This window comes from Methanobrevibacter wolinii SH, from assembly GCF_000621965.1.
GTDB classification, from domain to species: Archaea; Methanobacteriota; Methanobacteria; order Methanobacteriales; family Methanobacteriaceae; genus Methanarmilla; species Methanarmilla wolinii.
The window spans coordinates 116,954-133,459 of sequence record NZ_KK211377.1 but is presented as its reverse complement, the minus strand read 5'-3'; the positions used below and the strand labels follow the sequence as shown (position 1 = coordinate 133,459).

General features: G+C 25.1%; 16 protein-coding genes. 2 read left to right on the top strand and 14 right to left on the bottom strand.

Features of this window, described 5'->3' with window-relative positions; translation table 11 throughout:
- Nucleotides 1-49: 49 nt before the first annotated feature.
- From hemA to T523_RS07200, 14 genes are all read right to left on the bottom strand, one after another.
- Nucleotides 50-1,291 carry a glutamyl-tRNA reductase gene (hemA, locus tag T523_RS07265; RefSeq protein ID WP_042708284.1) on the bottom strand — a complete coding sequence of 414 codons (1,242 nt, stop codon included), beginning with the start codon at nt 1,289-1,291 and terminating at the stop codon, nt 50-52.
- A gap of 218 nt (nt 1,292-1,509) precedes the next feature.
- On the bottom strand, nt 1,510-2,190 hold the full coding sequence (locus T523_RS07260; protein WP_042708282.1) for a precorrin-2 dehydrogenase/sirohydrochlorin ferrochelatase family protein: 681 nt from the start codon (nt 2,188-2,190) through the stop codon (nt 1,510-1,512).
- A gap of 54 nt (nt 2,191-2,244) precedes the next feature.
- Nucleotides 2,245-2,736 (bottom strand): methanogenesis marker 9 domain-containing protein, encoded by a 492-nt coding sequence (locus T523_RS07255; RefSeq protein WP_042708281.1) that lies wholly within the window; start codon nt 2,734-2,736, stop codon nt 2,245-2,247.
- Nucleotides 2,737-2,956: 220 nt separating this feature from the next.
- Complete coding sequence (atwA, locus tag T523_RS07250; protein WP_042708280.1) at nt 2,957-4,558, bottom strand: methyl coenzyme M reductase system, component A2; 1,602 nt, start codon at nt 4,556-4,558, stop codon at nt 2,957-2,959.
- A gap of 466 nt (nt 4,559-5,024) precedes the next feature.
- Nucleotides 5,025-5,732, bottom strand: a complete 708-nt coding sequence (locus T523_RS07245; protein WP_042708279.1) for an MJ0144 family RNA dihydrouridine synthase-like protein — start codon at nt 5,730-5,732, stop codon at nt 5,025-5,027.
- Between the two features lie 102 nt (nt 5,733-5,834).
- On the bottom strand, nt 5,835-6,596 hold the full coding sequence (locus tag T523_RS07240) for a GTP cyclohydrolase III (protein WP_042708278.1): 762 nt from the start codon (nt 6,594-6,596) through the stop codon (nt 5,835-5,837).
- A 144-nt stretch (nt 6,597-6,740) separates the two neighbouring features.
- Entirely contained in the window at nt 6,741-7,655 is a 915-nt protein-coding gene (gene cofD, locus T523_RS07235) for a 2-phospho-L-lactate transferase (RefSeq protein ID WP_042708334.1), read from the bottom strand.
- A 49-nt stretch (nt 7,656-7,704) separates the two neighbouring features.
- Nucleotides 7,705-8,469: a coenzyme F420-0:L-glutamate ligase gene (locus T523_RS07230; RefSeq protein ID WP_042708277.1), complete on the bottom strand. Its 765-nt coding sequence runs from the start codon at nt 8,467-8,469 to the stop codon at nt 7,705-7,707.
- Nucleotides 8,470-8,619: 150 nt separating this feature from the next.
- Complete coding sequence (locus T523_RS07225; RefSeq protein WP_042708276.1) at nt 8,620-9,258, bottom strand: IMP cyclohydrolase; 639 nt, start codon at nt 9,256-9,258, stop codon at nt 8,620-8,622.
- Between the two features lie 290 nt (nt 9,259-9,548).
- Complete coding sequence (locus tag T523_RS07220; RefSeq protein WP_042708275.1) at nt 9,549-9,980, bottom strand: ExbD/TolR family protein; 432 nt, start codon at nt 9,978-9,980, stop codon at nt 9,549-9,551.
- Between the two features lie 9 nt (nt 9,981-9,989).
- Nucleotides 9,990-10,829 carry a MotA/TolQ/ExbB proton channel family protein gene (locus T523_RS07215; RefSeq protein WP_042708274.1) on the bottom strand — a complete coding sequence of 280 codons (840 nt, stop codon included), beginning with the start codon at nt 10,827-10,829 and terminating at the stop codon, nt 9,990-9,992.
- A 388-nt stretch (nt 10,830-11,217) separates the two neighbouring features.
- A complete protein-coding gene (gene rnhB, locus T523_RS07210; RefSeq protein WP_042708273.1) occupies nt 11,218-11,862 on the bottom strand; it encodes a ribonuclease HII in 645 nt (214 codons plus the stop codon).
- A 152-nt stretch (nt 11,863-12,014) separates the two neighbouring features.
- Nucleotides 12,015-13,094, bottom strand: coding sequence for a rod shape-determining protein (locus T523_RS07205; RefSeq protein WP_042708272.1), 1,080 nt, complete (start codon nt 13,092-13,094; stop codon nt 12,015-12,017).
- Between the two features lie 4 nt (nt 13,095-13,098).
- Nucleotides 13,099-13,755 carry a hypothetical protein gene (locus tag T523_RS07200; protein ID WP_042708270.1) on the bottom strand — a complete coding sequence of 219 codons (657 nt, stop codon included), beginning with the start codon at nt 13,753-13,755 and terminating at the stop codon, nt 13,099-13,101.
- A 369-nt stretch (nt 13,756-14,124) separates the two neighbouring features.
- On the opposite strand from T523_RS07200, the gene T523_RS07195 reads away from it, so the two are divergent.
- Together T523_RS07195 and T523_RS07190 are read left to right on the top strand one after the other, a co-directional pair.
- A complete protein-coding gene (locus T523_RS07195) occupies nt 14,125-14,817 on the top strand; it encodes an archaetidylserine synthase (protein ID WP_042708269.1) in 693 nt (230 codons plus the stop codon).
- A gap of 99 nt (nt 14,818-14,916) precedes the next feature.
- Nucleotides 14,917-16,395 carry a hypothetical protein gene (locus T523_RS07190; RefSeq protein WP_052334681.1) on the top strand — a complete coding sequence of 493 codons (1,479 nt, stop codon included), beginning with the start codon at nt 14,917-14,919 and terminating at the stop codon, nt 16,393-16,395.
- Nucleotides 16,396-16,506: the final 111 nt, after the last annotated feature.

Sequence of the window (16,506 nt, the reverse complement as noted above, 5' to 3'; positions counted from 1 at the left end):
TAAGTAAAAAAAATAAAAAAATAAGTAAAAAAATGCCAATAAAAAATAACTAATTATCTTCATTATTATTTAAAAAAAATATTTCTGCAGCCCTTATTAAATCTTCATCATTATTACAAGCTGCTTTCTTAATATTTTTAGAAATATCAAAGAAAATTTTATTAACAATTGAATTTGTTAAATTATCTATAATTTTTATACTTCCATCTACATCAGCCAACTTAACAATTGCTTTTTCAGCTTCACGTTGGCGTATATTTTCCATAGATGATCTTAAACTAGCAAGAATATTATCAATTTCCATTATTTTAAATGAATTTTTAAGTAAATCAAATTCATAATTGATTATATTTTCTGCTTCTTTAACTTCTTTTTTCCTTTCATTAGCAGTTTTTTCAGCAATCCCTCTTAAGTCATCAATATTAAATAAATTAACACCAATCTCTTTAACATCTTCAGAAACATCACGAGGATTAGCAATATCAATTATAACAATTTTATGATTAGTATAATCTTTATTAGTATCTTTTTTTATTTTATTTGTAGCTTCTTCAATACGACTTTTTGTTATAATTGTATGAGGAGATCCTGTAGCACTTATAATAACATCAGAAATTGGAAGATACTTATATAAATCATCGAAAAATATTGCTTGACCATTTAATTCTTCTGCCAATTTAGTCGCTTTATAATAAGTTCTATTAGCTACAAATATAGCTTTTAAATTTTTTTCAGCTAATGCTTTAGCAACAAGAGCCCCCATTTTACCTGCACCAATTACTAAAACACATTTATCTTGTAAATCTCCTAAATATTCCTCTGCAAGATCTACTGCAGCAGAACCCATAGAAATGTGTCCTTTATTAATATTAGTTTTACTTCTAACTTCTTGACCAACATGAATTGCTTTAGTAAATAAAGTATCTAAAACTTTACCTAAATGTCCTTCTTTTTCAGCTTTTTTCTTAGAATCTTTAATTTGACCAAGAATCTGATCTTCACCAACAATCATAGATTCTAAAGAAGAACTCATTCTAAATAAATGAAATACAGAATCTTCTCCAGATTCAATAACAATATTTTCATTAGTAAAATCATTAAAAACATTTTCTATTGCAAAAGCATCAGAATGTATATAAAACTCATGTCTATTACATGTAGATATTTCCACATATTCATTTATCTGAAATTTTTCCCGAATATTATTAAATAATTCTTTTAAATCATTATAAACTATTTCCATAGTTTTTATATCAACCATTTTATAATCAACACGAATATTAAATATCAATATAATTTCCCCAATTTTTAATAGATTTAAAGTGTTTAAACATTTTTTCAAAAATCATTTTAATATAATTAAAAATAAATTTATACTTAAAAGTATATTAAATTATATTTTTAAAACAATATAAACTTTAGATAAAAATTTAAAAAGTAATAATTAAATTAATAAAAATAAAAAAATAGACTAGCTTTTTAAAAACAATAATAATTGAAACCATAAAATTAAGTTTTATCTTTAATTAATTTATCAACAAGAACTTCAATTTTATCAAAATCTTTATTTTTAATAGCTTCTTTTATATTAACATCATCTAAAATCTCATAAAGAATTTCTCTTCTTCTTTTAGGATTTTCCACAGTATTTTTAAGTTTTTTTCTTGCATAATCTTGAATTCTTATTTCTAAAATTTCATCATCAGTAATTATAGATTGAATCTTTTTTCTTAATTTTTTTGCCATAAGTGGACTTTTACCACCAGTAAATATTGAAAATTCAACATCACCAATATAAAAACTAGTAGGAACTATAATATTTCCATCATCAGTTTTATCCGCTCTATTTAAAAGCTTTCCTTGTGAAATCTTTGAAGTATAATCTGCAAGTTCATAATCACCAGTTGCAATAATTATAAAATCTGCTTTTTCAACTTCTCTTTTAATAAGTTTCTTATTTGATTCCATATATTTAATTTGAGTATCTTCATCAAATACATATAAATTAGTATATATTTTAATAAGTTTAGCTCCTTTTTCAACAAGCAAATTATTTAACTTATCACCAGCAAGAACAAGATTTGCCCCTTTATCTAAAAATCTAATTGCTCTACGAGTAGCAACTTCACCAGTACCTAAAACAAAAATATTTTTATCTTTAACATCAAAATAAAGGCTTAACCAGGACATAGTAACACTTAAAATTTAAAAATATATAAAAAATAGTAAAAAAAATAAAAAAAATTAATCAGATTCTTCTTTTAATGATTTAACTCTTAAAATTTTAATAGCCATTCTTAAATCATCCCCACAATCAGATAAAACTTTCCTAGCCTCATCAGGTTCAATCTGGAATGCATTTACAAGAGCAGTAACATTTTCATCATCAGTATTTTTGACTTTAGATTTTGCAACTAATTCTTCAGATAATTGTTTTTTCAAATTAGTATACTCTTCAACACTCATGTTAATGTTTCTCATAGACATATCCCTTAATGGACATGGTTTAGTAGGCTTACAACACCAAACTAAAGAACCAAAACAGGTTCCAGGACCTTCCCCTAATCTTGTTTCTTTAGCAAATTTAGTTTTAATATCAACATATTCTTGAGGTGAAAGTCCAGCTTCATGTAATGCATTTAAAAGTGGACATGGTTTAACTGGTGGACAACAAAAAGTTAATCCCCTAAGGTCTCCTCCCCTACATATATGTGAAGGCATATTCTCCCAAGACATATTTTTTCCTCCAATTATAAAAATAATATAATAATAAATAAAAAATTCATTATAAGATTATTATTAATTTAAACTAAGTATTATAACATTCATAAATATAAATCTTATAATTTATAAAAGTAATTATTTTATTAGAATATATATTGAAAAAATAGAAAATATAAAAAATATCAAATTTTAAAAAAAATAAAAAAATCAAATAATTAAAATAGATAAATAATTATTGATTTTTAAGCATATCCTCTTTTTCAGATGAAGTTAATTTTTTAACAATTTCTTCAGGAGTACCAACATCAAGGAGTTTTCCTCCTCTCATTAAACCAGCACGATCACAAACATCAAGGACGAAGTCCATATCGTGAGAAACTATAATGAATGTTTGTTTTAATTCATCACGAGCTTTAAGTATTGAATCAGTAACAATAACTCTTGTAATTGGATCCATAGTACCTGTTGGTTCATCAAGCATTACTATATTTGGTTCTTTAATAAGTACTTGTGCAATAGCTACTCTATGTTTTTCTCCTTCACTTAATTCATCAGGATATTTAGTTAAGATTTCACTTACTTGTTGAGAAGTGAAACCTACTGCTTCAAGAACATGCAAAGCTTGGATTTTAGCAAATTCTGCAGGTAAATCTAAACTTATTGAATTTGAAAGGTTTCCAAGAACATCCCTATAAGGATATAATGAAAATTCTTGATGTAATAAACCAATATATGGAATTACACGACCTCTTGCAAGTGGTCCTGGTTGTGACATATCAATCCAATCATCACCTAATTTAATAGAAACTTTACCAGAACTAGGTTCAGTAAGACCTTTAATCATTTTAGTTAATGTTGTTTTTCCTGCACCACTTAATCCAACAATTCCAAAAATTTCTTGATCTTTAATTTCAAGAGAAACACCATCAACAGCTTTGACTACTCCTCTTTCAATTGAATAATAATGTTTTTTAACATCTTCAATTTTTACAACAGGTGCACCAGATTCATGAGATTCAACTTTTTTAGGAATTGGTACTGTATCTAAGAAAGATTCAACAACTTTTACAGGATCTCCAGAATGAGCAATTTCTCCATCTTCTAACCATATAACTTTATCTGCTAATTTTTCCATAACCTCTGGCCAGTGAGAAGTAATTACCATAGTAATTCCTTTATCTTTAATTGCATTTTGAAGATTTCTATGAAGTGTTTCTGCAGTTTGTGGATCTAATGTTCCAGTAGGTTCATCAGCTAAGAATAACATAGGATTTTTAGCTATTTGCCTTGCAATTACTACCCTTTGTTTTTCTCCACCACTTAAATCACGAGCAATATGAGTAACCCTATGACTCATTTGAACCATTTCAAGAATATCTAAAGCTTTATAAATTCTTTCTTCATATTCTCCTTCATCACCCATAGCTTTAAGTACATTTTCAATTACTGTAGCTTCATCATATAATGCAAAGTTTCTTTGAAGCATAATAGCAATTCTTCTTTTAATTGCATTAAATTCTAATCTATCACAGTTCCATAAATTAATATCTCTTAACTCTAAAGTTTCTCCACATTCAGGACATTTCTCCCCTGCTTTAGAAGGAGCTTCTACATGTAAACATTTAGGACATATTGCTACATGGAAAATCATTTCTCCACTATCTGGTGCATATTCTTTAGTTCCACGCATCATATTTATTAAAACAGATTTTCCAGATCCACTACGACCTAAAATACCTAATGTTTCACCTTCATCAAGTTCTAAATTAATATCTTTTAAGACCTGAACTCCATTAAAAGATTTATTAATATTTTTTAATGTAATAAATTCCATAAATCCACCTTTATTAAGAAATTAAAATTATAAATAAAATTATACTTCTTTGTTAAAATAAAAAAATTATACTTACAATATATTTTAAAAATCATTATTTATAAAAATTTCTAAAAAATGAATTTTTAAAAACTATTTTTAATTAAAAATAAAGATTAAAAATTAAAATTAAACTAATTATTTTTTAAAAATCCAAATTATATTATATTAATTTTAGAATAAATATTATATAATTATTTTTATAAAAAATAAATTTAATATAACCCCGTTATAAAATTTTAAAAACTTATTAAAAAACTATGAAATTTAAAATTGTTCTTAAAATAACGAATAAAAAATAGCTTAGAAAATTAAAGAAAGTAAAATAAAAAAATTAGAACATTAAATAAAATTAATTAAAAAACAAAGCACTAAATAATATAGAAAAAATAAACAAAATCATATTTAAATTATATAATATAAATAGCTACAAATCATTTAAATTAAAATTTAATTTTCCACTTATTGCAGCACGAGCTATTGAAAAACCATTTGCACCTGAATTTAACATTTTTCTTGCTTTATCTAAAGAATCAATAGAATTATTTCCAATTATAAAAATATCAGTATTTTCAGATATATCAGTAATTAAATCATAATCTGCATCAGAAACACCAGGTTTCATTGCATCAACATGTAAATAATCTGCACCAGAATCATCAATAAGTCTTGAAATATTTAATGTATCAACTCCATTAACATTTCCTCTTATTTTAACAGAAACTTCAGAATGAGACTTATTTACAACTTCATTAATATACTCTTTTAAATCAGGACGTTTAAGCATTGCTTGACCACAAGAAATTAATTGTAATTCTTTTTGTCTACAATGACAATTAATTTCAACTATATCAACAGAATCAAGTTTACTAACCTCAATGATTTTATCTGGATTAACACTTCGTAAATTAACAGAAACTTTAGCATCAGAATTATTTTTAACTTTAGATGCTTCATTATCAATAAAATTTATAATTTTAGAATAAGGTATATCAAACTCTTTTCTTCCTCGTTTAATAATCTTAGAGCCTGCATCAATAGATAATTTATCAATATTAAATCCACCTAATGTAACAGTATCAAAACCATAAGGGATTAATTTTAATGCAAAATCACCATTACAAATACCAGCCATAGGTGCTAAAACTTTAATAAATACAACACTCCTTAAAAAACAGTAAAAAAATTAAAAATCATAAAAAATTAAAATAGAATAATATGATTAGAAATTTATAAATCAACAACCTTTTTCAAAAACTTCAGTCCATTCTATATTATGTCCTCTACGGATTTTTCTTAGACCTAAATCAGCCATATATGCAGCATCTTCAGCATTTCTTCCTCTACCAATACCCGCTTTAAGACCAATGCCAATTTCATCTTTAATTTGAATTAAAATTTCTTTAATTTCATCTTCAGATAAACCATTACATGGAGCCATAAAATTATCTCCACCTATAAAAAACAATAATGCTCCTTTCTTAATAAGTTTAGTCATTAAATAATGTTGTGCCTTATTTACCATAAAATTTGTATCAAAAGCAGATTCTTTATCTGTTAATGTTTCTGTAACACTATTAATATCAACATGAGCAACTTGAACATAAGAATCATCAGAATCAGCCATAGAATCAATAGCTAAAATTTCTTTTCTATTTGATGATTGAGCACCACCTTCATGTTGTAATGCAAGAGTTGCTTTTAATTGAGCTTCGTGTGGTGTTCTTGCTGCACCTACTCCCATACTTATAGTAATAGGATATCTATTTCTTATAGATCTTTGTATTCTTAAATGATCTTCTTCATTTAAACCATTTGTAATAGCTAACATATTATCAAAACGTGTGAAGAAGACTAAACCTTTTTTCATTGCAAACTGTCTTTGAACATCTGCAAACAATTCAGCTTGTAAAATTTGAAGGTCAGACTCATTACGAGGTCTTGGAGTAACAGTCCATGGACCATAATTATCAATTTGTATTAATGTCATTTGAATCATATTATTCACCAATAATAAATTATATTATATTAATAGTATTTAATTATTTTAGTTTTACTTTAAAACCTAAAGTTTATATAAAACTTAAAAAAATAAGAAAGAAAAATTAAAGTTCTAATTAAAAAAAATATCAATAAATAAAGATTAAATTTTATATGAATCTAAAACTTTTTCTGCAAGATTTTTCTTAATATTTAATGAATTCATCATAGTATCACAGGTTCCAACATCCCCAATGATTTTTTTAACCTCATCTTCTAAATTTTTATCTTGATAATCAATAATTAATTTATCTACAAAATCAGAATATAATTTTGCAACCCCAATACAAGATGCTTCATAACCTAAGGCATTCATAAATTTACCTGCAGGACCACTTACTGCACCATCACCAACCATAGGAGATACTGCAACAACATATTTATCTTTCAATGCATCTTTTACACCATCGATTGAAACAATAGGCATTATAGAAGTTATAGGATTTGATGGACCAATAATAATCATATCTGAATTTTTAATTGTACTAATTACATCTGGAGCAGGAGGTACAATAGAATATACAACATTATTAACATGAGGACTACATTGTTTATCAATTAGAAAATCATGAAAATCTAATTTACCAATATCAGTATCAATGTAAATATCAGAATCAACATCACTCATTGGCATAATCTTAGATTTAATACCTAATTTTTTTCTTTGTAAATCTACAATTTCAGATAATTTATATCCCTCTTTTAATAACTTGGTTTTCTGTATCATTATTGCACGATCTTTATCACCAATTCTTAATTTTTCAGGACAACCTAATTTTTCAAGAGTATTATTTGTAAGATATGTATCTCCTTTAATACCATACCAAAATTCCTCATCAATCACATCTATTAAAGTATACATTACAACATCAATATCTCCACTAATATAAACTCCAGAAAAATAATTATTTTCCACAGTATTTACAATTATACTTAAATCTTCTGGATTTACAATCTCTTTTAAACCTTGAAGTAATTTTGGAGTTCCAGTTCCTCCAGATAAAACAGTAATTTTCATGAATACACCTAATATTTTAACAATTAAAAAAAAGATATTAAAAAAGAATTTAATTTCTAAATACATCAAATTCTTTTGGACGAAGAAGTGGATGAATATCACTTTCAGTGTTTCTTAAAGTATCAAATGCAGAGAATCCTCTAATAACAACAACAGGTAAACCTTCGTCTGCTTGACCTTGTACTAAAGAAGCTGCAGCAGCAAGTTCATCTGCAGTAGCTACTTCAGAACTATGTAGTTTTCTACCATATAAATCTTCATCACCTTGTCTTTTCCACAAAGGATCAATACCAGAACATCCAATAGCAACACCAACAGCACCAACTCTAAATGCTCTTCCTTGAGTATCAGTAATTATTACAGCTAATTTCTTACCTGTTGCTTTTTCAAGTTCTTCTCTTATTTTTTTTGCAGATAAATCTGCATCTTCAGGCATAGGTGTTGCTAAACCATCACCTACATTTGATTCATCGATCCCAGAATTTGCACATACAAAACCTTGATTTGTTTCAGTAATAACAAAATCAGGACCAACTGCAACAACTTCCCTTGCCTCTTGAATAATAGCTTCAACTAATTTAGAATCCTTTTTAGATTTTTTAGCAATTAATATTGCATCTTCTGAAGGTAAAATATCACCTAACTTTATAACATTACCTTCTGCTTTAGAAACAAGAGTTTCTGCAACTAAAACAATATCTTTATCTTCAAGAGTTTTACCCTGATTTTTTAATGCTTTTAAAATTAATTCTGCAATATTTTCTCCTTTATTAACAATAGGAATTCCTTCTAATCCAAATAATTCTAAATTCATAATATCATCCCTTTTTTATATAATTTCTTAAAATATAAAAATAATTATTTAACAACTAATATTCCAGATTCTTTTACATATAGAAGTATAAATTAATATGCCATAATATTTTCTATTTAATGATATTAAAAAGTATTATAAACAATAATTTTATTCATTAAAATCAGGTACTATTGCAGAAGTATTCCAGTCTCCATCATAAACAGAACCAACAGAAGTTACAGGATGTTCAAAATCTGCAAATTCACCTTGATTAAAAATATACTGAGCAATTTCTTCACTAGAAGATGCATTATATTCTATAGTATGAGGTTCTTGATGCTCATATACAGAAATATAAACTGCTTGACCATAATCTAATTTTTCAACAATAATTTTTGAATCAGTTACAATACCAACATATGCTTCATATTCCTCTTCATTAGTATTTGAACTAACAACACCCGCAATACGAGGAGTATGATAATCATCTTTTTCATAATCCATAGTTAAAAGAGAATATGCAAGTGCATCTTTTATATTCATACCCATAGCAAGTTTATCTGCAATAACATCTGTTTGAGAACCATTAGATACAATAGCTAAATCATCAACAATTCTAATACAATTATATGCAATATAAGTATTTTTAAAAATATCTGTTTCAAAACCAGGTCTTGGAATTATTGCTGCTTCTTTACCATTTACTTTTGCTTGTCTATTAGGAAAATGTCTACTTGATACTCTATATGCAACAAATGGTTTTTTATCACAATTCATACCTACTGCTAAAATTCTTCCCAAATACATTAAATTCCTCCTTAATAAAAAATATTTATTATTTAAAAATAGATTTGATAAACAAAATATTTATTATTTCTTATTTAATTTTTTAAAAAAATAAAAAATAAAGAGATTTTAAACTTATTTTATTTAAAAATATAAAATTCTATAATTCATTTATTTTAAATTAAAGATTAATTTACTATAAAACCTAGAAAAAAATAAAAATAAAAAATAAAACATTAAATTATCATAAAACCTAGAAAAAAATAAAACAAAAACTAAAAATAGAAAAAATAAAAATTAATTAAAAATTATTATTCCGTCTTATCCTTATCTGAAGGAGATCTTACAGCTTTTTTAGGATCCATACCATCCGGAACCGTAATAATAATTTCTTTATTTTTACTATCCACATTTATTTGACCAGAGTCAATAACTTGCGAATGAATAGCAATAGAATCATCTTTAATATAAGAAGACATATCCTGTCCATTAACAGTTACTTTATGTAAACCTTGAACTGGAATAATATAATATTCAGAATTACCTGAGGTATCTGTTACATTAGGTTTACCTGAGGCAGATACATTATTTTGTGACTGATCTTGCATTGCAGTACCAGCAAAACTACTAGTTACAACAACAAATATTAAAATTGTAAATAAAATATCAATGAAAGGAACAAGATTAATATTAACCTTATCTTCTTTTAATCTCTCCTTTCTTGATTTAATATCTAAACTCATAAGCTCACCTTATTGTTTGAGTTTACTTTCAACAATCTCAGAACCAACATTACACATCTCTAAGATAATATTACTAATACTTTTTTCTAACATACTAGGTTTAAATGAAATTTGAATATTAGCATTAGGTTCAGATATTTCCCTTACATTAACAATACCTTCACCTTCTTGTAATGATTTAATTACACAAGGTAAATTTTCAGATACCCTAATTTTAGCTACTGCATAATTCCAGTTAGTCATTTTAGTAGCGAGTTCAATTTTATCCATTTCTTTATCAATTAATGATTTAATATATGTATAAAGAGGTAATAATACAATAGCTACACATAAACCAGCAATAGTTGTAATTAAAGCTACATAAATACCTTCAGCCATAGCTGCAGATGAAGGATTAACACCTAAAGCTTTAAATGTCATCCAAATACCAAATACAGTACCAATCAAACCTAAAAAAGGAGCAAGTTCTGTAATTGTCTTAATCATATCTAAACCTTTAGTCATTTTACTTGTTTCAACAATAAAAATTTGTTCCATACTTTCTTCAACTTCAGTCTTATTTTTATAACCGATTTTCAAAGCCTCAGAAATAATTCTTGAAACAGGATTCTTATAAGGACTAATCTCTTTTAAAGCTTCAATAGCACCCCCACGTTCCATAGCAACAGAAACTATACCCATAATCTCAGTTGCATCAACATCACCTATTCTTCTAAGATAATTAATTTTTTGAAGTGCAGTTAAAAAACCATAAATCCCAATAAATGTAATAAGATAAGTAATAATACCCCCATTTTTAAAGAAATCAACAATTCCTGCCATGAGGGTACCAAACTGTTCAATAATCATTTTATTCCTCACTATTTTATAAATTATAAAAAATATTTAATGAAAATCAAATCAATCTTCAAAAAAATATAATATACAAATATAATATTTAGTTTAAACTTAAATAAATTTTATTATTAAATAGGAATATTGAAACTATTAAAAAATAGATTTTCTTTAAAAAATAAAATAGAAAATTAAAATAAAATAGACTTGTTAAAACATCAAAATTTCTATAAATAAACTTTCTTAAAAATTAATTTTCAAGTATAAATAAGTTTAAATTTTAAAAATAGTTTTCAACCAGAATACATCTAATATGGTTTTAGGTTTAATCTCAGTTTAAATTTTTAAAAAAATAGTTTTCAAGAAACCATAAAATAAGAAAAAATAAAAAAATTAAGATAAATTAGAATCTTAGTTGAGATTCATCATCTTTCATTTTTTTAACAGTATTCCAAGATTTTCTAACGAAATCTGGAAGTTCATTATAAGTAAATTTAGATAAAAAATGTTTAGTATGAGGATCACTTGGATAACCAGATCCAATACCTCCCATATCTTCATAATCTTTATTTATATCTGCAATAATATTATCACGAGTAACTTTAGCCATAATAGATGCAGCACCTACTTGAACATAAGTGTCATCTGCTTTATGTTTAGCAATGACTTTAATATCATCCCCAATTTCTTTTTGAATTTGGTTTTGAAAACGTAATTCTTTAATATCTACAGCATCAATAATAACTTCTTCAGGATTTAATTTACGAATAAGTTTAATCATTCCTAATTTTTCAATATCATTAAGATTAACACCTTTTGATCTTAAATTATCAATATCTTTTGCACTAATTATTACTGTATCATAATCAAACATCTTAGATAATTTACGTGCAAGTACAGCTCTTCTTTCAGGAGTTAATTTTTTAGAATCTTTAACACCCATTCTTTCAAGTACTGGATTCATTTTTTCAGGAACTACAATCCCTCCAATAACCATAGGCCCTAATACTGGACCTCGTCCTGCTTCATCAACACCCATTATATCCATAATATAACCTTAAAATAAAATAGTAAATAGTCTAAAAATAAAAAAGTAAAAAGTCTTTTTAAGAGAATAATAAAAAATAGACTAATAAAATTAAAAATAAAAAATAATTATAAAATATTAATAAAAAAATAAAAATAATAGATTGAAAAAATCTATTTCATAGCTCTAAGACGTACTTCAGGTTCTAAAGCTAATGGTTCTGCAGCAACAATAGCAGTACCTTTTGCAACTACAGTCATTGGATCATCTGAAATAGTTACAGGTACACCAACTTCATCATAGATTCTTTCTTTAAGACCACGTAATCTTGAAGTTCCACCTACAGCAACGGAATTTTTATAAATACCCATAATTAATTCTGGAGATAATCTTTCAAAGATTAAATTTAATCCATCAATAATTGCTTTCATAACTGGTTCAACAGCATCAGCTACAAGCATAGAATCAATAACTACTTTTTTAGGTCTATTAGTTTCTAAAGATTTACCAATAACTTCTACAGATAAATTTTCAAGTGTTTCACTACAGTGAATCATACCAACTTCCATTTTAGCAGATTCTGCATCATGAATACCAATAGCTACATTATATTTTTCAGCAATTAATTCAACGATTTTATTATCAATATCGTCTCCACCAACTCTTACAGTTTCAATATCAGTAATTCCACCAAGAGAAATAACAACTAAATCAGTAGAACCTGCACCAATATCAATAACCATAATACCATTAGGTTCTGCAATTGGTAATCCAGCACCAATAGCTGCAGCTAATCCTTCACTAATTACAATAACTTCATCTGCACCAGCTTTTCTTCCAATTTCTTCTGCTGCATTTTTTTCTACTTCTGAAGAATCTCCAGGAATACCTATAACAAGTCTTCCAACAGATTCACCATCATTAATACCTATTTGAATTGCACGAATAAGTAAAGATTGAGCTTGAACAATATTTTCAATAACTCCTTTTTTAAGTGGCCTTACAGCAACAATATCTTCCGGTGTTCTTCCTAACATTAATTTTGCTTCTTCACCAACTGCTAAAACAGAAGTAGGGTCATCTTTTTTAACAGCAACAACAGAAGGAATTTGGTATAAATCAAATTTATCTCCTGAAGGTTTTGCAATTACAGTATTTAAAGTACCTAAATCAATACCTAAACTATTACGGATAGTGGATTGTTTAGGTGTATCTTTAGTATTATCATCATTATTATTTCCAAATAAACTCATTTAATTAAGCCTCCATATCAATATCCTTAAAGTCAATAACAAAAATTTTATCTGATGTAGCAATATCTGAAACTTTATTTACATCTTTATCCTCATCAACAGATATTAAAATTGTTTTTAAAACAACTTCACTAACATTAAACAATGGATTAAATGTATTTTTTAAAAATTTAGGTAATTTAATATTTATATCTGTTTGGATAAAACCAGTAGTTTGATCATCTAACAATATACCAAATTGAATTCTAGCTCTTTCCATCTTAGCAACAGATTTTCTGATAGTGTCTTCTGGACCTACTAAAATCATTAAATTAGATTTTTCTTCAATATAATTTTGAGGTATCTTAATATATGCTCCTCCACCATCTTTACAATCATTACTAAGTCTTTTAATAGTAGCTGCTTCACCATATAACATGATAAAATCAAATTTTCTGTTGATTTTATCTTCTTCTAAAGTAACATGCTCCCGAAATAGGATTTTAACTTTATCTCTAGAAGATATAGCATCGTATGCAATGTCATCAATTAATTTATCATTACCTGCCATTACACACCATAACTTTTTAGGAGGTTGATTGATAGAAGAATCATTATTATCTTCTTTATCATCAGTAATCCTTGCAGCTTCTCTTAAAGCTCGAATATTATCTTCAATCATCGTACACACATAAAACTGTTTTTTATATATAATTTATGAAATTAATAAATTAAATATTTAATTATTTCAAAAAAATCAATCAAAAATTACAAAAAAATATCAAGTCAAAAATTAATAGACTATTATATTATTATAATGTTTATACATTATATATATTTAATCATATTAAAAAATTTATTGATAAAAATAAATAAAATCTTATAAAATACAAAAAAATATTTAAAATAAAAACAAAATTTAAGTATATAATAAATTAATAAAAAAGCATGAAAATTAAAATTAAAAATTAATTAATTCTTAATATTTATTTAAAATAAAAATAATCAAGAATATTAAATAATTAAGAAAAAAAGGAGTATAGGAGTCAATATGAAAATTGAAAAAACAGGAATGGAACATTTTATAGCTATACCTGATTTTATATCATTATCAAATATGAGTTCAGGTTTCTTATCTATAATATGTGCTATAAATAATAATTTAAGTTTAGCTACATTATTTATTATTTTAGCAATAATTTTTGACTCATGTGATGGATGGACAGCTAGAAAAGTAGGTAGAGATGATATTCACGGATTTGGAAAGAATATTGATTCATTATCTGATATAGTTTCATTTGGAGTAGCACCTGCAATATTATTATATATTTCAGGAATGAATTTAAATGGTCCTGAAATTGGTTTAATAATTGTTTCATTATTTATAGTAATTTGCGGAGTATTAAGATTAACACGATACAATGTAATTGCAGATAAAATAGATTTTAAAGGTTTTATTGGTTTTCCAATACCTGGAATAGCATTTATTTTAGTAACATACTATTTAAGTGGTATATACAATGTATACATTGCAATGATACTTATGGTAATTGTTGGAATACTTATGATAAGTAATGTAAAATATGAAAAATTTGGAAATATAAAAGTTATAATTTTTGCATTATTCTTAATTATATTGATGTTTATAAAATTCCCAGTAATATATAATATTAATATTGCAGCAATAATATTACTTGTAATGACTTTATACTACCTAATAAGTAATATATTAATAAATAAATAAATTTATACTTACTAAATAATATATAATGAAAAATAATAATTATATATTATACTTTTTTTGTTCGTCTAAAAAATGTTCCATCCATTAGGTTGGTAGGAAATGAAGGACGAAAAACATAAACCAAAATCATTAGAACCTATAAAAGAAGAAAATAATAGTTTAATAAATAAAATTAAAAATTTTTTAAAAACTGAAAATAATAAAAAAGATTTATCTGAGATTAAAGATTTAGATGATTTTTTAGATGATTATTTTAATAATGAAACTGATTTTGAAAAAGATTATTATAAAGATATAAATACTGATTCTTCTAATTTTAATAAAAATAAATTAAATACTAATTCTGATTTAAAAAACAATAAAGAGAATATACTAAAAAATGAAAGTATATATGAACTAGCAAATAATGATAAATTTAATTTAAAAGGAATAAGCAAGGACATAGACTCAAAAAATAAGATAGAAAACAATGATTTAAAAAAACTAGAAAAACCAAGAAAAAAAGAAAAACTAGGAAAACCATTACTAAATCATTTTAAATCCATAAATAATAAAACAGAATATACAGATAAAGAAAAGGCTAAAATGGGACTTATACTTTTTATAATACTATTTATTATAATAATTGGAGGAATATATTATTTTACAGTATATGAACCTAAGGAAAATGAATTGAATAATGAAAAAATAGCTAAATTAAATGAAATAAACAGATTATATAAAGGACCATTAGTTAATGCAAAAGAAGCTAGTGTTCTTGAAGATCGTATAAGTAAATGTCATAATAAATTAGATATTGACAGTGTAGATGTTTTAAGACCTGCAACAGCACAATGGAAAGATTATCATTTAAAAAAGATTAAAGAAAATAAAGATATTGGAAATAGAATAATGCTTACATATACAAATGATAGTAAAAAAAATATTCTTATAAATGAAGATGAAGCTATTAAACTTATAGAAGATAATGATGGATATGTATTATCCAATATAGAATTTAAAAAACCAGACACTGTAGCTGTACCTATTGAAGTTTCAAGACTTCAAGCTGCAAGTGGTTTAATAAGTACTGGAAGTAAAATAGATATTTATTATATAAATTCAAGTGATAATAAGCTAGAAAATAATAATAATACAGAAAATACTTCAAATAATAAAGTAAGTAATAATTCAGAAGAAGCTAATCCTGAAATTAGTGGTTGTAAAGTACTTACTATAATGAGGGGAAAAGATAGTGGATCAATAAACTCAAAAACAGAAAAAAGTATTTCAAAAACAGAAGAAAATACCTCATATACTTATACCACAGATGTTGAAGAAAATATTAAAGCAGAAACCTTAGAATATAGTGATACCGAAACAGAAAATATACTAAATAATTATGGAATCAGATTATCAGATTATGAAAGAAAATCAAATATTGGAGATTTAGATGCTAATTACTTAATACTTCTAGAAGTTCCAAGAGAAGATGTAAGATTTGTATTAAATAATATGAATAATTTAGTATTAACAATACCTACAAAAAATAGTCCAGATTGGATGATTAATGAAATTAAAAACAATAATTCAAACTAAAAAAATTAGAAAATTATATTAAAAAAATATTTCAATAAAGTTAAATGTTAATAAAAAATTAAATATTTAATAAACCATAAATTAATATTTAATTAAAATAATTATTAATAA